The sequence below is a fragment of the Candidatus Flexifilum breve genome (genome assembly GCF_016713355.1).
In genome coordinates this window covers 128,316-144,680 of sequence record NZ_JADJPI010000004.1, presented here as the reverse complement: position 1 = coordinate 144,680, position 16,365 = coordinate 128,316, and the positions used below count along the sequence as shown (strand labels likewise).

16 protein-coding genes are annotated in these 16,365 nt (G+C 60.1%); 5 read left to right on the top strand and 11 right to left on the bottom strand.

Features of this window, described 5'->3' with window-relative positions; genetic code table 11:
* Positions 1–47: 47 nt before the first annotated feature.
* From IPK17_RS01360 to IPK17_RS01345, 4 genes are all read right to left on the bottom strand, one after another.
* Positions 48–857, bottom strand: coding sequence for a sensor histidine kinase (locus IPK17_RS01360; RefSeq protein WP_343415874.1), 810 nt, complete (start codon positions 855–857; stop codon positions 48–50).
* A gap of 11 nt (positions 858–868) precedes the next feature.
* Positions 869–1,243 (bottom strand): hypothetical protein, encoded by a 375-nt coding sequence (locus IPK17_RS01355; protein ID WP_343415873.1) that lies wholly within the window; start codon positions 1,241–1,243, stop codon positions 869–871.
* Between the two features lie 147 nt (positions 1,244–1,390).
* Positions 1,391–4,162 (bottom strand): helicase C-terminal domain-containing protein, encoded by a 2,772-nt coding sequence (locus tag IPK17_RS01350; RefSeq protein ID WP_343415872.1) that lies wholly within the window; start codon positions 4,160–4,162, stop codon positions 1,391–1,393.
* Between the two features lie 79 nt (positions 4,163–4,241).
* Positions 4,242–6,188 carry a substrate-binding domain-containing protein gene (locus tag IPK17_RS01345; RefSeq protein ID WP_343415871.1) on the bottom strand — a complete coding sequence of 649 codons (1,947 nt, stop codon included), beginning with the start codon at positions 6,186–6,188 and terminating at the stop codon, positions 4,242–4,244.
* Positions 6,189–6,340: 152 nt separating this feature from the next.
* Here IPK17_RS01345 and IPK17_RS01340 point away from each other — a divergent pair, with 152 nt between their 5' ends.
* Genes IPK17_RS01340 through IPK17_RS01330 form a run of 3 tightly spaced genes read left to right on the top strand, consistent with a single transcriptional unit; the run spans position 6,341 to position 7,623 of the window.
* A complete protein-coding gene (locus IPK17_RS01340; RefSeq protein WP_343415870.1) occupies positions 6,341–6,712 on the top strand; it encodes a globin domain-containing protein in 372 nt (123 codons plus the stop codon).
* On the top strand, positions 6,712–7,032 hold the full coding sequence (locus IPK17_RS01335) for a hypothetical protein (RefSeq protein WP_343415869.1): 321 nt from the start codon (positions 6,712–6,714) through the stop codon (positions 7,030–7,032). The genes IPK17_RS01340 and IPK17_RS01335 overlap by 1 nt, the downstream gene beginning before the upstream one ends.
* Before the next feature lie 9 nt (positions 7,033–7,041).
* On the top strand, positions 7,042–7,623 hold the full coding sequence (locus IPK17_RS01330) for a hypothetical protein (protein ID WP_343415868.1): 582 nt from the start codon (positions 7,042–7,044) through the stop codon (positions 7,621–7,623).
* A gap of 88 nt (positions 7,624–7,711) precedes the next feature.
* Here IPK17_RS01330 and thyX read toward each other — a convergent pair whose 3' ends face one another.
* From thyX to IPK17_RS01310, 4 genes are all read right to left on the bottom strand, one after another.
* The gene (gene thyX, locus IPK17_RS01325) at positions 7,712–8,470 is read right to left on the bottom strand and encodes an FAD-dependent thymidylate synthase (protein WP_343415867.1); all 759 of its coding nucleotides are present in this window, start codon (positions 8,468–8,470) and stop codon (positions 7,712–7,714) included.
* A gap of 60 nt (positions 8,471–8,530) precedes the next feature.
* Positions 8,531–9,103, bottom strand: a complete 573-nt coding sequence (gene ruvA / locus IPK17_RS01320) for a Holliday junction branch migration protein RuvA (protein WP_343415866.1) — start codon at positions 9,101–9,103, stop codon at positions 8,531–8,533.
* Between the two features lie 81 nt (positions 9,104–9,184).
* A complete protein-coding gene (gene ruvC / locus IPK17_RS01315) occupies positions 9,185–9,670 on the bottom strand; it encodes a crossover junction endodeoxyribonuclease RuvC (RefSeq protein WP_343415865.1) in 486 nt (161 codons plus the stop codon).
* A 3-nt stretch (positions 9,671–9,673) separates the two neighbouring features.
* Entirely contained in the window at positions 9,674–10,426 is a 753-nt protein-coding gene (locus IPK17_RS01310) for a YebC/PmpR family DNA-binding transcriptional regulator (protein ID WP_343415864.1), read from the bottom strand.
* A gap of 225 nt (positions 10,427–10,651) precedes the next feature.
* On the opposite strand from IPK17_RS01310, the gene IPK17_RS01305 reads away from it, so the two are divergent.
* Entirely contained in the window at positions 10,652–12,004 is a 1,353-nt protein-coding gene (locus IPK17_RS01305; protein WP_343415863.1) for a hypothetical protein, read from the top strand.
* 77 nt (positions 12,005–12,081) lie between these two features.
* On the opposite strand, the gene IPK17_RS01300 is transcribed toward IPK17_RS01305, so the two are convergent.
* Positions 12,082–12,717 carry a JAB domain-containing protein gene (locus IPK17_RS01300; protein ID WP_343415862.1) on the bottom strand — a complete coding sequence of 212 codons (636 nt, stop codon included), beginning with the start codon at positions 12,715–12,717 and terminating at the stop codon, positions 12,082–12,084.
* A gap of 134 nt (positions 12,718–12,851) precedes the next feature.
* Here IPK17_RS01300 and IPK17_RS01295 point away from each other — a divergent pair, with 134 nt between their 5' ends.
* Complete coding sequence (locus tag IPK17_RS01295; RefSeq protein ID WP_343415861.1) at positions 12,852–13,370, top strand: zinc ribbon domain-containing protein; 519 nt, start codon at positions 12,852–12,854, stop codon at positions 13,368–13,370.
* A gap of 140 nt (positions 13,371–13,510) precedes the next feature.
* Here the strand turns inward: IPK17_RS01295 and pyk are convergent, their stop codons facing one another.
* Together pyk and eno are read right to left on the bottom strand one after the other, a co-directional pair.
* Positions 13,511–14,989, bottom strand: a complete 1,479-nt coding sequence (pyk, locus tag IPK17_RS01290) for a pyruvate kinase (RefSeq protein WP_343415860.1) — start codon at positions 14,987–14,989, stop codon at positions 13,511–13,513.
* Positions 14,990–15,005: 16 nt separating this feature from the next.
* Positions 15,006–16,304 carry a phosphopyruvate hydratase gene (gene eno, locus IPK17_RS01285; RefSeq protein WP_343415859.1) on the bottom strand — a complete coding sequence of 433 codons (1,299 nt, stop codon included), beginning with the start codon at positions 16,302–16,304 and terminating at the stop codon, positions 15,006–15,008.
* Positions 16,305–16,365 lie beyond the last annotated feature (61 nt).

Genomic DNA, 16,365 nt, shown 5'->3' with positions numbered 1-16,365 from the left:
ATCTCTACCCAGAGTCAACGAAAGATGGCTGAGCGATCGGTTAATTATTACGAAACTTGGCTTTTCAGCTCCGCCACACGCAGCGCAAAGGTGAACGTGCTGCCTTTGCCGACCTCGCTCTTGACCTGAATCTCGGTCTGATGCCGTTCGAGGATTGTGCGCACAATCGCCAGACCGACGCCCGTCCCGCCGAATCGCCGTGTCGAGGAATTGTCAACTTGATAGAAGGGGTCAAAGATTTTGTCCAGCTTATCGGGGGCAATGCCGATGCCCGAGTCGCGCACCGTGAAGATCACCCAGCGCGCTTTACGCCGGACGGTGAGGCGCACCGGTTTCTGACTGAATTTGAGCGCGTTGTCGAGCAGGAGCTGCAGCGTCACGCCCAAACCCTGCTTATCCGCGAGGACGAGCGGCAAATCGTCACCTAATTCGACTTTGATGCGCTCGGTCTGGCCTTTAAACTCCCAACTGCGGCGGAGATTGCGCAGTGCCTGATCGATGGCATCCATGATCGGCATGGGTTCGGGCTGAATATCCAGCGTATCGGCCAACTGCGTGATGTTTCTGACCACTGCTTCGAGCCGCACGGTAGCTTCCATCGCGTAATCGGCTAATTTGCTTTCACCGCGCTGTTCTTCGGCGAGCAGAGCCACCGCCGATTTGATCTGTAACAGTGGAGTTTTCAGTTCATGCGAAACATTGCGCACGATGGCATTCCGCAGCACATCGACTTCATCGGTCATGCGCTTCTGTTCGTCGAGCTGAGCGCGCAGGGCAGCATTCTCGGCGGCTAACTGAGCGAGCGCGAGCAAAGCCCACTGATCTTCAACGCTGCTAACATGCTGGGTCTCAGTCACACGCCGTCGCCTTACTCCGGTTTTGCGGGGTCGTTGTCACCCTGTTCCAGCGCCTGGATAAATGCATCCAGACTGGGACGTTCCGCATTGCATTGGGGGCAGCCAACGTACGGGTCAGCCACCGCGACGCGATGCTTCACGCAGCTCGCCTCAAGGTGCAGTTTGCGCCCGAGACCGAGCAGTCGTGGACGGATGCTGAGCTGGAGTTCAAGGTTCGGGCTGGAATTAGCGTACAGGATATCCGGAACCGGGCAGGCGGTGCATGTACTCGGCTGCCACGGCAGCGAGTCCGGGTTCGCTTTTATCAGGCGGCATTCCTGAAGGTTGCGCCCGCGATTGAAATCAGCGTAATAGAATTTGCATTCTTTTCCGGCTGGCGTCCGCATAGATCTTGGTTCCCGACTTCTCTTACGTGACTAGCATAGCATGAAATTGATCGGTGTCGATTTGAGTTTTGTATGACGCGCACATTACTTTCGTTTGAATCCTGCGCGGAAAACACCCCTTCATGCGGCCGCCGGAGAGGGGTGAGGTTATTCGTTCCGCAGCCAATCGACCGCTGCGGTCGGTAGGTTGCTCAGTGCGCCCTTCATGGTCGTGCAGTCAGGGAGCGACTCAATGAACGCCCGCCCGTAACTCTTCGTGATCACCCGCGCATCCAGCACCACGACCACGCCGCGATCCGTTCGCGTGCGAATCAGCCGCCCGAAGCCCTGGCGGAAGCGCAGAATCGCGTCGGGCAGCGTGTAATCGTTGAAGGCGTCAGAATATGTGTCAGCGCGGCTGGCGAACACCGGGTCAGTCGGCACCGAAAAGGGTAGGCGGGTGATCACCACGGCACGCAGCAAATCGCCGGGCAGGTCGACTCCTTCCCAGAAGCTGCGCGTGCCCAGGAGAATCCCCTTGGGCGACGCCTTGAAGCCTTCGAGCAGCGCTTGGCGGCTCGACCCATCGCTCTGGTCGTATACAGCGATGTTGCCGAGCGCCAACCGCGGCGTGATCGCTTGCGCTGTCGTCCGCAGGTGCGTATAGCTCGTGAACAGCGCCAGCACGCGCCCATCAAGCGCGGTCGTCAGCTCGATCAGCGCCCGTTCAACGCCCTGCTGATACTTACTCTTTTCGTTCGGATCGGGCATATCGTTCGGCACGTAGATCAGCGTCGACTCGCGATAGTTGAATGGCGACCCGACTTCCAGCGTCTTGATGGTTTGTGCGCTCAGGCGGTCCCGCAGATAGTCGAAGTTGCCGCGCGTTTCCAGTGTGGCGCTCGTCAGCACCACCGATTTCTTGCTGTCCCACAGCTTCTCGGTCACGAGTTTGCCGATGTGCAGCGGCGCGGAATGCAGCGAGAGCGCGTCATCTTGGCTTAAGTTAATCCAGTAGATCGTATTGTCATCCGGTTCCGCGATGAACCCGTTCAGTTGTGCGCGCACTTCGTCGAGGTAGCGCGCCGCCGTCTCCGTGCTGTTGAGCAGTTCGGCGTGCTGGTCGATATCCTCGAAGCGCCGCACCGCCGCGGCCACCGTGCCCATCGCCTCGCTGACCGCGTCAAAGTATTCGCGCAGCACCTTCCACGTCGATTCAAGCTGGCCGAAACCGGATTTTTTGCGCACCGACTCCAACACGCGCACCTGCATCGCAAAATCGGAACGGGTGATGTTCATTTCGGCGAGCAGCGCGCGGAAAGCCGCGAACAGCTTGTCAATCTGTGCCTGCATGTCGGTCGCTGCTTCTTCGATGATGCTGATGTACTTGTTGAGCCGTTTCGTGTCTTTCTCGGTGATCGTTGGGCTGGCGCTCAGGCTCGTCAGCAGGTTACCGAGTAGCCCCCGCCGCACCCCGCCCAAATCGATCAAACGGCGGAAGAGCGTCGGCGCATCCAAGCGCCAGCTCAAACTGCTGGTCGTCGCTTCTTCGAGGTTGTGCGCCTCGTCGATCACGACGTAGTCATACGGCGGCAGTACCGCGTTATCCGAGGCCGCGTCGGAGAGCAGCAGCGCATGGTTGACGATCAGCACGTGTGCCGCGTCTGCTGCTTTGCGCGCCTTGTAAAACGGACACGCACCCGCCATTTCGACCAAACAGCGATGCGTCGTGCAGCCTTCATCCTCCGCGCTTAGCCGCGACCACATCACATAATCCTCTGACCCACGCAGGCTGATCTCGCCGCGGTCACCGCTCGGGCTTTCCAGCAGCCACACGAGGATCTTCGCCAGCACGCGCAGTTCGTCCACGCTGGACGGGCGGCGGCGGCGCACGGTCAGCAGCCGCCGCGGGCACAGGTAATTGCCGCGCCCCTTCATGATCGCCGCATTGAAATCGACGCCCAGCGCGTCCCGTACCGCGGGGATGTCTTTTTCGAGCAGTTGATCCTGCAAATTGATCGTATTGGTGGAGATGACGACGCGTTCGTTGTTGCGCAGCGCCCACTGCACCGCCGGGATCAGGTAGGCGAGCGATTTCCCCGTGCCCGTGCCCGCTTCGACGATCAGGTGATCCGTCTGATTGAAGGCTTTCGCGACCGCCTGCGCCATGCTGACCTGCTGTGGACGATGTTCGTAACCGGGGAATGCCGCGGCCAGCGAACCGCCGTCATCCAGCGTCGCCGCGATCTCTTCCGGCTTGATCTTGGTCTGAGCATCATTGGGGCGCAGCGGTTTGCGCTCCGTCATATCCGGCGTGAACAGCGTGTAGACCGCTTCCGTTTCGTCCAGCACCCGTTCGCGCAGCGCCGCTTCGAAGACTGGGCGCCCGTCCCACGTCAACTCGCCCGTGAGATTCAGGATTTCCCGCAGCGTCCCATAGGGCAGGGTGAGCGCTTTCTCCCACAGCTTCCAGTACAGGAAGGCGGTCGCCTTCGCATCGTACAGCGCGCGGTGCGCCGACTCGATGTCGAAATTGAGCATCTGTGTCAGGCTGGTCAGGTTATAGCGCGGGGCGGTCGGCAGCAGCACCGAGGCGAGTTCATAGGTGTCGATGCGCAGGTTGTCCTGCAGCGCGCCCTGCTTATACAGGAAACTCGCGTCAAAGCCGATATTGTGCCCCACGAACGGGCTGTCGCCGACGAACTCCTTCAGCTTGGGCAGCACCGTCGCCAGCCGGGGTTTGCCGACAAGATCGTCGTTCTGAATGCCGGTGAGCGTGGAGACGATCGGGGGGATCGGGCGACCGGGATCGACCAGTTCGTTGAACTCGTCAATCACTTCGCCGTTGCGGAAGCGAACCGCGCCGATTTCGATGATTTGGTCTTGCGTGGGGTCGAGTCCGGTGGTTTCAAGATCAAGGGCGACGAGTTCGCCGCGCATAGCAGTCCTTTTCCTGCCGGACGACCCGGCGTACACCTGCGGTTATGACAGGGGCGCAGCATGCTGCGCCCCTGCTGGATTATTTGGTTTGTGTAGGGGCGCACGGCCGTGCGCTCCTACGTAACCCCGAGGTCGTGTCTAGCTCGCCGGGGTGGCTTCCGGAGTCGCTTCGTGCGGTCGCTTCGGCTGAGGGTTCAGCCGTGGCTTCTGGCGTCGGGTTCGCGACGGCGAATTCCGCCGCGGTGAACGCTTCCTGCAGCGACTGGCGCAGACCGGCGAGCTCGTCAAAGCCCAAGCCGACGAGACCCTGCGCGGTGATCAGCCCGTACTGCGCATCGCTCGCGGCGTAATACAGCACCGCTTGCACTTCCCGGCGCGCCAGCGCCGTGTTGTTCACCAGCAGGCGCAGGGGTTGGCTGATCGGGTAGCTGCCATCGGCGATGGTCGCTTCGCTCGGTTGGACGCAGCCTTCGCCAACGCCCACGAGCTGAATGTTCGCTTGATTGTTGGCCAGCACCGTCTGGTACTCCGCCCAATCCATGAACGTCAGCGCGCCTTCGACGTTCGCCGTGGCCGCCGCGCGGTAGAGCGGATCATCGTTCAACTGAATGTCAACGCGGTTGATCGTGCCGACGCCCGCCGTCTTATTCAGCAGCAGGTCGGTCAGCGCGGTCACGCTTTCCGGCGAGAACAGCGTCATTGACGTGGCGGGGAAGTCCGCTCGCACCTGATCCCACGTGAGGATTGAACCAGTGCTCGTCGCATTCCACACCGCGCCGAGTTCGGCGGTGGTCAGGCATTGCAGGTACGAGCTACTGCCGTTGGCGACCAGCACCACGGCCTGCTCACCGAGGTCGACCGGGGTCACGCTGATGTTATTCGCCGCGCAGTTGTCGGCCTGTTCCTGCGTGAGTTCGCCCGTCGCGGCGATCAGATCTACTTCGCCGTTGCACAGGCGGCGGATCCCAGCTTGTTCGCCTTCAATCGTGGTCGTAGCGGTTACGCCGGGGAATTCAGTTGCGAATGCGCTCGTCACCGAGGTGAGGTAGTTCGCGCCTGCCGCCGCGCCGCCAATTGTGACTGCGCCGCTCACGTCCGCGGGGATGGTGTAGGCGCTCACGTCTTCGCTGAACGCGCGGCCCGCGCGGCCTTCCGCGATGATTGCGCGATCATTCTCGTACGCTTCCGCGCTCGCGGCGGTGAAACCCGCGGCTTCGGCATTCGCGCCTGCATTCTCACCCACCAGCGTGTTGAGCAGGTCGGTCAGCCCGGCCTTGCTCAGGCTCGCCACGTTCGCATACACGAACAAGCGCTGCGCCGCGGTATAGGTGCGGCCTTCAACCGTTTCCGCCGACGGCGCGGCACAACCCGCGTCGCCTGCGTTCAATTCAACAATCTTGACGCCGCCCGCCAGCGCTGCCGGGAGCGGAACCACGCCGACCGCGCCGGGATTGGCGCTGACCGCGGCGAGAATTTCTTCGGTGGACAGGGCGGTGGCATCGCTGCGCACGCCTTCACCTTCAACCAGCGCGTCCAGCAGCGCGAATGTCGCGGTGTTGAACTCGGGGACGCTCAGGCTTAAAGCGCTATCCGGAAAACTGGCGTTAATCTGGTTCCAATTCGTATTTTGGCTGGACGGAGCAAACAGTGCGCCGAGTTCGTCGATGGTCAAGCACTGCGCGAAGGTGTTTTCGCTGCTGGTGACGACGGCGGCGACGTTGTGGGCCACCACGAGTTCGAGGTACGTGACGCCATTGGCCACACAGTTCGCCTCTTCTTGGGCGGAAATCGGACGGGTCGTCGCTGCGATATCAGCTGCACCCTGGCAGAAGCGCGCAAAACCGTCGTTCGTGCCTGTCACGGTCACGTCGAGAGTCGCCCCGGCTTGTTCAAGGAGCGGGGTGACAACCCCGGATCCCACAACTCTGATAGTCACGTCCTCTTGAGCTAAGAGGAGTACAGGGGCGATCAGCAGCGCAAGTAGGGCGAGCATCCCACCTCCAACACGGCGCGGGAGAAAACTCATAAGTGGTTGCTCCTTGTGGATAGCGTATAATGGTCTAAATCAAACCCTACCCATTGTATCGTGACGTGGGGCTTTTTCCAGACGTAGTTTGTTTCAAGTCCGCTGACAACTTGGCGGCAGACCTTCGCATTCATCTGGACTGTGTGAGGCTCATGACCATCTTCGAAGTGGTCGGCGGTGAACCGACCTTCAAACGCCTAGTCGACATCTTCTACGCGCGGGTCGAAGCTGACCCGGTGCTGCGCCCGCTTTTTCCCGAAGATCTCGCCGATGGGAAGCGCTGGCAGTATCTGTTTCTAATGCAGTTGTTCGGCGGTGACACCACCTATTCCGAACTGCGCGGGCATCCGAAGCTGCGTTGGCGGCACATGCCCTTCAAGATCGACCAGCAGGCGCGCGATCACTGGTTAGAGCACATGCTCGCCGCGGTGGACGAAGTCGGCATCACCGACCCGGCGCGCGCCGAGATGCACAAGTACTTCGAAAACGCCGCAACGCACATGATCAACGTGGAGCAGTTGTAATGGGGTGGGTGGTCGAACTGCCGCGTTTTGCGCGGATCGTCATCTGCGCGTTGTTCGGTTTGATGCTGACAGCGCTCATATCCCCGGTGGTTGATAACATCTACTTGAACAACTTCTACAGCCCGGAGACGGCCATGCTGCCCGCCCTGCTTTCGAGCGCCGCGGGCGTGGTGGTTTACGTGATTGGGTGGCGGGTCTTCGTTGGGTTCGCCGGGGAGCGTCCGCGCTTCACCCGGGCACTGTACATCTATTTAGCGATCGGTGTGTTCATCACCGTGTTTGCGCTGACTCTCTTTATCTTCGGATTGACACGTCGTTGAGGAAAAACTATGCTGCGCCGGTTCGCTAGTCTTCTCCTACTGATTGCCCTTGCGGCTTGCACGGCAGCGCCGACGCCCACGCCGACCACCGAGGTGACGCTCGCGCCGCCGACCCTGACGTTTACCCCGCGCCCGACGAATACTCCGCCGCCAACTTCGACGGACATCCCGGCGCTGCCACCGACCTGGACGCCGGCGGTCACCGCCACCACTGTCCGCGCGACTGACGCGCCGACCGCGACGTTTACGCCCACCGTCGATCCCAATGCGACACTCCTGGCGCAGCCTACCCGCGCCGAATGCGCGACCTTCGGGGTCGATTTCGGGCGCACGCCGTCCACCTTCACCATTGGTACTGAGCCAACAGTCGTGTGGCGGGCAGTGTCCGGCGCGTTGACCTACCGCATCATTCTGCGCGATGATCAATCCAACGTGCTGTTGGTGACGACCAGCGGTGGCACCAGCTACACGTTTGATGAGGGACTGTTTGCCGAGGGGCGCAATTATGCCTGGGAAGTGCGTCCGCTCGATGTCAGCGGGAACCAGATCTGCGTTTCCCGCGGCGCGCCGCTCACACCGGTCATTGGCTGACAACCCAAAGACGGAAATGTAGGGGAGGGACTTGCCCCTCCCGCTACTGGGCGCGGCAAGCGGGTGTTTCTAAAACTGAGGTTCGCATTCAATCCGACGTCGGATCGCTCGCCTCGCCAATCCCGAGCACAAACTGATCGAAGGCTTGCGCCGTCCACGGCAGCGCCGGCTTGAAGAACTTCTCGTAAATCGTCTCGGCATAGACGCGAATTTCATACTGTGCGTCTGGGGCCATGCGCAGGCGCAGGAAGTTCATCAGGTTGAGCGCGTCAACGGACATCACCCACGTGTAATACACGCTGAATCCCGGCAGGAAGAGTCGCGCCATTTCCTTCGACACACCCGCTTCCAGCGCCTCGCTGTACAGCTTGTAGCCCTGATCATAGTGTGCCAGCAGTTTCTGCATCAGGTCGGCGGACTTCTCGGGCGCGATCTCGCCCTCGCTTGCCTGCTTATTGCTCTTCGATTGCTGCCGCCAGACACTCGGCACATAGAAGTCATTCTCGTCAAATGGCGTGTAGCGCCCCGACTGCGAATTCACGCTCTGATAGTGAAATGTGCGATGGCGGATCCACTGCCAGTAGGTGAGCAGCGGCGCGTTGACGCGAAACTTGAACTGCACCTGTTCGAAGGGACTGGTGTGCTGATGCTTCAGCAGATAGAACAGCAGCTTTCGGTCGGCGTCTTCGCCTTTGCTCTCGCCCATAAAGCTGACGCGGGCTGCGTTGACGATCGCCAGATCGCCCGAGACATTGGTCGCGGGGTGCGGCATGTAGTCGAGCAGCTCCACGAAGCCCTTATCCAACACATCGGCGCGCACGCCGAGATTTACAATTGGTGTAGCCATACTTCATTCCTGCTTTTCTCCCCTCGCCTTTAGGAGAGGGGCAGGGGGTGAGGTTGCTAGCTAAATGAAATACTGCAAAGCCCGGCGCATCCGCTCGTCGAAGTCCTTCGGCGTCTCCGGCGGAATCGACTGGAGGGCGGCCTGCGCTTCTGCGATGCTGTAGCCAAAGGCGATCAGGGCGTCCATCACATCCTTGTCGACGTTGCCCGCTGAACTCGCCGCAATGATGCCGTCCGCGCCCTTGAGCTTATCCTTGAGTTCAAACACGATTTTCTCGGCGGTCTTCTTGCCGACCCCGGGGATGCGCCCGAGCAGATCCGGCTGCCCGGTCGCGACTGCATTCCGCAGCGTGTCGATGCTGACGCTGCCCAGCACCGACAGCGCAACTTTTGGTCCGACGCCGCTGACCATGATCAACTTGTTGAATACGTCGCGTTCCGCCACTGAGCTGAAGCCATAGAGCGTAATCGCATCTTCGCGCACGATCATCTCCGTGTGCAGATAGACCGATTCGCCTTCCAGCGCCGTGACCGTGCCGCGCGGCGTAAAGACCTTGAAACCGACGCCGTTCACGACCACGACCAGATGATCGAAGGCGGAGACGGCCACTTTCCCTTCCAGACTGGCGATCATAGCGACCTCTGGGCGAGACGTGCCTCACCCCTACCGAGACGCGCGTTAACTCGACGCGTCTCGCGGCGATCCGTGCTGTATTTAGTATGAATTATATCGAGCTGTGTGCAAGTCAGTGATGGCGATGCCGAGCGCGTCGGCGGCGTCATCGGGGCGGGGGATGGTCTCCAGTGATAACAGCATGCGGATCATCTCCTGCATTTGCGGTTTCTTCGCGCCACCATACCCGGAAATCGACTGTTTGACGAACGTCGGCTTGAATTCCTGCGTCGGCACTTTCGCGTTGACCAGCGCCAGCAGAATCACGCCGCGCCCCTGCGCCACCGTGATCGCCGTCGTCACATTTTTGCCGAAGAGCAAATCTTCGACCGCTGCGCGATCCGGCTGATGGCGTTCGACCAGCGCCGTGACGCCGTCGTAGATCAACTTGAGGCGTTCGGGCATGGGCATCGACGGCAGCGTGGTGATCACGCCGTAATCGACGGCTTGGAGAGAACCGTCATTCAGTTCTCTGACCAAGCCGTACCCGACCGTGGCTGTTCCCGGATCGATCCCTAATGACAGCATCGCTTAGGCGGTCTCGAAAGCCTCAAGCGCCGCATCGGTGATCATCAGGTTGCTGGCGACCGCTTGCACATCATCCAGTTCTTCGAGGTTGGACATAATGCGCATGTTCGCCACCGCTTTGTCCGGGCTGACTTCTGTTTCGTTCTTGGCGATCCACTTAAGTTCACTGTTTTCCACGACATAGCCCGCCGCGGTCAGCGCTTCCTCGACCAGCGCGAGCGCTTCACGCGGGGTGACCACCGTGATCGCGCCCTCGTCGTCGACTACGTCTTCCGCGCCCGCTTCGGCGGCGGTCATGAACACCGTGTCAAAGTCGAGGTTGTCGCCGGCCAGTTCAATCGAGCCTTTTTGCTCGAACTGCCACGCCACCGACCCCGCCGACGCCAGCGCGCCGCCCGCCTTGTTGAACACCCGCTTGATTTCGGCTAGCGTGCGGTTCTTGTTATCCGACAGCGTGTCGATCAGGAAGGCGACGCCTTCGACGCCGTAGCCTTCATACGTCACTTCTTCCATGTCCGCGCCATCGAGCTTGCCCGTGCCACGCAGAATCGCGCGTTCAATGTTTTCCTTGGGCATATTGCTGGCTTTTGCTTTCTGGATCGCCAGCTTCAGCTTGGCATTCGAATTTTCGTCGCTGCCGCCTTCACGCGCCGCCTGTGCAATATCGCGCGCGATGCGCGTGAAAATTTTGCCGCGCTGCGCATCCGCCACGCCCTTCTTGCGCTTGATCGTTGACCACTTACTATGACCCGACATGACCGCTTTTTCTCCACGTACCACAACTGTTTCATTCTATTATACCTGACCGTTATCCTCTCTAGGTAGAGGGATCCTGTTATTTATGCATCCACGCCGCTGTGGGGTGTGAACATCAAAACTCTGGTGTGCACTAGCCACCGATCACTCGACGCTGTTGGCTCATCGCCGCCCTCCACGCGGACGTTGTGTTATAATGCCCGCGCATGGAACGGGGGTAAGCTAGTGGCAGAGTCGATCATTCCATCAGCATCGCTTGATCGCACGCAGCGGGTGGCGTGGGGTGTGCTGCTCATTTCATTCGCGATCTTTTGTCTGCTTTGTGTCGCGTCGGTGATTGGTGCGTACCTCTTTCTGTTCGAATCGACGATGCCGATGGAGTCCGAACTTCGCGTCAGCCGCGGGACGGCCGTCGTCGTCGGTTCCGATATGCTGGAGCAGGGCGTGCGCACAGGCGTACAGTTGTTCAACAGCGCGCTCATCAGCACCGATGCCATTTCGCAGGCGGCGCTCACTGTGTTCGACCAGAATCACGATAATCTGGCTGTCGCCACCGTCACTCTCAAGAGTGGTTCGGCTGTCGACATGAAAAACGTTTCTCGCCCGCGTTTTGACTGGGGCACCCAAGCCTACTGGATGGACTTTGCCTCGGTGTATGGCGATATCGACGTGTACATCCCACAAAATCTGGGGCGCGATATCCTGATCACCTTGCGCACGACGCAGGGGACCGCCGTCTGGCTGACCGCGCCCGGGCAGTACTCAATTGTCGCCGTGGGGACGCAGGTCGCGGTGACCAACAACGGGGGCGAGGCGGTCCTCATTCGACCGGGACAGCAGGGTAGTGATCGCATTCCCGCAGGCGAAACGATCATCTATCAGGTTGACACCGACACGCTCGACACATCGCTCGCGCTCACCAGTTTGATTGGTTCGCGGACCTTCACACCCGAGAACGTTGCCGATTACAACGATCCGAATTCGCGTTCAGCCTATACCTGGCGCTGCAACAGCGTCGAAAACGACGCGCCGGACGGTATCTATCGCTTGCTGACCGAAGATAGCCGCCCTACCATGAACTTCTACCGCGACGATGGCGCGGTGTCGCACGCTGAAACGTCATGCTCGCTGTCGTTCGGCACGCAGGGCTTTGACGTGTCCAGGCTCACCTATCTGTCGGTTCGCGCGACGTTTAAAGTCGCCGGGCACTCGCTGAGTACGTGTGGGTCACAGGGCAGCGAATGCCCGCTCATGCTGCGCATGGACTACTATCCCGTCGATTCGGCCACCAATGAGCGCGGCGGTGAGCTCGTGAGCTGGATTCACGGCTTCTTCTCGACGTTCAGGCCGGAGCTGAACTACCCGCTCAACTGTGACAGTGCGGGCTGCACCCAGCACGAAATTGTGAATCAGGATACGTGGTACATCTACGAGAGCGGCAACCTGCTCACGCAGCCGCTGCTGCCCCGCCCGGATGCGATCACCGTGTTTCGCTTCTACGCTTCCGGTCACGAATACGATGTGTACGTGAGTGAGATCTCGCTGCTCGCCGATGGTCACGAAATTCCTCTCGGCTAACGCTCTGCGGTATTCCCCTCTCCTGTAGGAGAGGGGCTAGGGGTGAGGTTTGCCGTTGGTTTCAGGCGAAGATGTTCCTAGAAACTAAACCCCATTTCCCGCAGCGATACCCATTTCCCCCGCCCAATAATCAGATGATCAACCAACGCGATATCCAGCAGACGACCCGCCGCCGCCAGTGACCGGGTCATCTCGACGTCTTCGGGCGACGGCGTTGGATCCCCGGATGGGTGATTGTGCGCGAGGATTAGCATGGCGCTTCCGCGTACGATGGCTTCCCGATAAATCTCTGAGGCGCGCAGAACCGAGGTTGTCAACGTGCCGATATACACCGTCGGCGCGGCGATCACCCGCCGGTTAATGTCCAGCAGCAGTACGCGCACGTTCTCCTGCGCCAGATACGCCATATCTGCCAGTAGGGCGGCCGCATCGGCGGCGCTGGCGATTACCGGGCGCTCCTGCGTCTGTTCGCGCGCCAGTCGTTTGCAGAGTTCGAAGGTGGCGAGGATGCGACCCGCTGTAGGTGCTGGCGTCAGCCGCTGCAAATCGATCGGGGTTGCTTGGGCCAGATTGTGTAAGTCCGTATAGCTGGACAAAAGCTGCTGGGCGAATGTGATCGTGGTCTCTGTTTCACCGTCGAAGAAGACGGCGATGAGTTCTGCATTGGTCAGGCCGCTGGCACCATCTGCGAGTAAGCGGGTCAAAGGTGTCACCGATGAATGTCCCTTAGTAAGTCGGGAAATATATGCTTGTCATTCTACTATGAAATGATTCTTTGTGAAGGTGAGGGCAATTGCGCCACTGGAGGGCCGCTGTTATACTGAATTTGTACGCTTGAGGTGTGTAGATGATTATCAACGACGGAATTTTAACAGGCATTGTCGTCTACGGCGGCATGGTTTTGGCAGCGGCGTGGCTGGCGATGATCATATGGACGTACCGCGATATGCGTGCCCGCTCTCGTGACGCGTTGGCGCACATTCTCGTAGCGCTCATGGTGGCGCTGCTCACGTTTCCCGGTTTGCTGATCTATCTGTTCCTCCGTCCGCGCGAAACGCTGTCGGAGGCTTACGAGCGCTCGCTCGAAGAAGAAGCGCTCCTGCAGGAGATCGAGGAAAAGCCGATTTGCCCCGGTTGCAAACAGCGCGTCCGCGATGATTGGCAGGCGTGCCCAAATTGCCACACGCGCTTGAAGAAACCCTGCCCGCGCTGTGGTCGCATGCTCGAACTCTCGTGGGATCTGTGCCCGCACTGCGCGGCGGCGCTCCCGAACTACAGCGGCGAACGCACCGCGCCGACCAGCGCCGCGTCGAGTCATGTGCGCCCGCGCGCTTCGCTCGAATTCGTCGAGAGCGACGACGCCTGAAGCAACTGATTAGTCTGGACAGGACGAGGTAACCGTCGTCCTCTTTTCATTCCCGCCAAAACAAACGGACGCTCTTAGAGCGTCCGTCTTTATTCCTGTTACCCCTCTCCCTTCGGAGAGGAGTTAGGGGTGAGGTGTTGTTACCGCAGTTCCAGCTCGCCCGCTTCGCCGATGGTGTGAATCTTCAGGAAGTTTGTCTGCCCGCCGATGCCGAACGGCACACCGGCGATGATCACGAGCAAGTCGCCGAGCTGCACCAACCGCGCATTGACGGCGGCGCGCACCACGATCCCGATCATCTCGTCGATGGTGTTGAATTCGGGCACGAGCAGCGGGAAGACGCCCCACACCAGCGCCATGCGGCGATACGTGATTTCATTCGGCGTCACGCACAGAATCGGCGTGCGCGGGCGTTCTTTCGCCACGCGCCGCGAGGTGTAACCCGTCAGCGTTGAGGTGACAATCGCCTTGCAGTTGAGTGTCTCTGCGATCTGACAGGTGGCTTGGCTGATCCCATCCGAAATCGCCTCGCGGCCTTCCAGTTCGGTCTTCACAATCGACCGATCCTGCGCCGCGCCGCGAATGATGTGCTGTTCCGCAATCGCCGCGATGTTGACCATCGTTTCGACCGCGCGGATCGGGTACATGCCGCTCGCCGTTTCATTGCTCAACATCACGGCGTCCGTGCCGTCGAGGATGGCGTTGTACACGTCACTCGCCTCGGCGCGCGTTGGGCGCGGGTTATCCACCATTGAGTTGAGCATCTGCGTTGCGGTGATGACGGGCTTGCCGGTCGCGTTGCAGAGGCGGATGATGCGCTTCTGGTGGAACGGCACTTCTTCGGCAGGCGTTTCCACGCCGAGGTCGCCGCGCGCCACCATAATGCCGTCGCTGGAGTCCACGATGGACTCAATGTTCTCCAGCGCTTCGTGCTTTTCGATTTTGGCGATGATCGCCGCGTTACCACCCAAGTGCCGGATCAGCCACCGCATTTCGCGGATGTCGTCTTCCGAACGGACGAACGACATGGCCAGATATTCTGTGTTCTTGGAGATGGCGAATTCCACATCGCGGCGATCTTTTTCCGTGATGGCCGAAAGCGTCAGTTTCGCGTTTGGCGCGGTGACGCCTTTCCGCGAAGTCAGGTTGCCGGGGACAACCACTTCGCACATGAGTGAACGACCCGTCGTGGCGCGGACGACGAATTCCATTTTGCCGTCGTCGAGCAGCAAGGGCATTCCGGCTTTGATGTCGCGCACGAATTCAGGGTGGGGCAGGCTGACGACATTGTTCGTGCCGTCGGCTTCGTCCAGCGTCAAGGTGATCTTGTCTCCGGTTTGCAGCACGATCGGTTCGTTGGCGATCTTGCCGATCCGGATTTTCGGGCCCTGAATGTCGCACAGAATCGCGACGACCGCCCCTTCTTCATACGCGATGCGGCGCACATCGTCAATGGCTTTGCTGTGCGTCTCGTGATCGCCGTGGGAGAAGTTGATTCGGGCGACGTCCAGACCCGTCCGAATCATCTGGCGGATAGTTTCTTCATCGCGTGAAGTCGGTCCAATCGTGGCGACGACCTTTGTGCGCTTACCGTTGATGCGATTGCTGATCAATTCCACGCCTCTCTTCTACGGGCTAGATGTCTAGTTTTAGGTTGCTGAACGCAGCTAGTCCCGCATATTTTGCCGCACTTCCTAGCTCTTCTTCAATACGCAGCAGTTGATTAAACTTGGCAATGCGGTCTGTACGGGAAGGCGCGCCCGTTTTGATCTGTCCGGCGTTCATCGCGACGGCGAGATCGGCGATGGTCGTGTCTTCCGATTCACCGCTGCGGTGGCTGCTGACGACGGTCATGTTGTGGCGCTGGCTGAGCTGCGCGGCGGCGAGCGCTTCGGTCAGCGAACCGATCTGGTTCAGCTTGAACAGCAGCGCGTTGGCCGACTTTTCCTTGATCGCGCGCTTGACCTTTTCGACGTTGGTGACGAGCAGGTCATAGCCGACGATCTGCACGCGGTCTCCAATCGTCGCCACCAGCTTCGACCAGTTCGCCCAGTCGTTTTCCGCGAGGCCGTCTTCCAGCGAGATAATCGGGTAGCGATTCGCCCAGTCGGCCCAGAATTCTACCATCTCTTCGCCGGAGAGCACGCGCCCTTCGATGTCGAGGTGATACTTGCCATCTTCCTTGTTGAAAAGTTCCGACGTCGCCGGGTCAAGCGCGATGCGGATCTGTTCGCCGGGGGTGTAACCCGCTTTGACGATGGCTTCCATGATCACGTCGAGCGCCGCCTGATTCGAACCAAGCGAGGGCGCGAAACCGCCTTCGTCGCCGACCGTCGTCAGGAAGCCCTTCTTGTGCAGGATGCCCTTGAGCGCCTGATAGATTTCCGCGCCCCAGCGCAGGGCTTCGCGGAAGGTCGGCGCGCCCACGGGCATGACCATGAATTCCTGAAAGTCTGTCGCGCCGATGGCGTGCTTGCCGCCGTTCATGATGTTCATCATGGGGACAGGCAGGGTGTGCGCGTGCACGCCGCCGAGGTACGAATACAACGGCAGGCCGACCGATTCCGCTGCGGCCTTCGCCACTGCCAGCGACACGCCGAGGATGGCGTTCGCGCCGAGGTTGCTTTTGTTCGGCGTTCCGTCCAGATCCAGCATGATCTGATCGACGCTGACCTGATTTAGCGCGTATTCGCCGGTCAGGGCTTCGGCAATCGCGCCATTGACGGCGCTGACCGCCTTCAAGACGCCTTTGCCACCGTAGCGGCTTTTATCGCCGTCGCGCAGTTCCAGCGCTTCATATTCGCCCGTCGAGGCGCCGCTCGGCACAATCGCGCTGCCAAACGCGCCGTCCGCCAGCGTAACTTCGACTTCTACCGTAGGATTGCCACGCGAATCCAGTACTTCGCGCCCGTGAATGCGTTCGATGATCGACATGATTGATCTCCTATGGGATCGTTTTCAGAACAAAACGTATCTATGATACCGCGACTTTCGA

Bases quoted from the DNA above. Each gene is read 5' to 3' on its own strand.
- IPK17_RS01345 (WP_343415871.1), bottom strand. From the start codon at position 6,188: ATGAGTTTTCTCCCGCGCCGTGTTGGAGGTGGGATGCTCGCCCTACTT.
- ruvA (WP_343415866.1), bottom strand. From the start codon at position 9,103: ATGATCGCCAGTCTGGAAGGGAAAGTGGCCGTCTCCGCCTTCGATCAT.
- thyX (WP_343415867.1), bottom strand. From the start codon at position 8,470: ATGGCTACACCAATTGTAAATCTCGGCGTGCGCGCCGATGTGTTGGAT.
- eno (WP_343415859.1), bottom strand. From the start codon at position 16,304: ATGTCGATCATCGAACGCATTCACGGGCGCGAAGTACTGGATTCGCGT.
- IPK17_RS01350 (WP_343415872.1), bottom strand. From the start codon at position 4,162: ATGCGCGGCGAACTCGTCGCCCTTGATCTTGAAACCACCGGACTCGAC.
- IPK17_RS01335 (WP_343415869.1), top strand. From the start codon at position 6,712: ATGGGGTGGGTGGTCGAACTGCCGCGTTTTGCGCGGATCGTCATCTGC.
- IPK17_RS01310 (WP_343415864.1), bottom strand. From the start codon at position 10,426: ATGTCGGGTCATAGTAAGTGGTCAACGATCAAGCGCAAGAAGGGCGTG.
- IPK17_RS01330 (WP_343415868.1), top strand. From the start codon at position 7,042: ATGCTGCGCCGGTTCGCTAGTCTTCTCCTACTGATTGCCCTTGCGGCT.
- IPK17_RS01355 (WP_343415873.1), bottom strand. From the start codon at position 1,243: ATGCGGACGCCAGCCGGAAAAGAATGCAAATTCTATTACGCTGATTTC.
- ruvC (WP_343415865.1), bottom strand. From the start codon at position 9,670: ATGCTGTCATTAGGGATCGATCCGGGAACAGCCACGGTCGGGTACGGC.
- IPK17_RS01340 (WP_343415870.1), top strand. From the start codon at position 6,341: ATGACCATCTTCGAAGTGGTCGGCGGTGAACCGACCTTCAAACGCCTA.
- IPK17_RS01295 (WP_343415861.1), top strand. From the start codon at position 12,852: ATGATTATCAACGACGGAATTTTAACAGGCATTGTCGTCTACGGCGGC.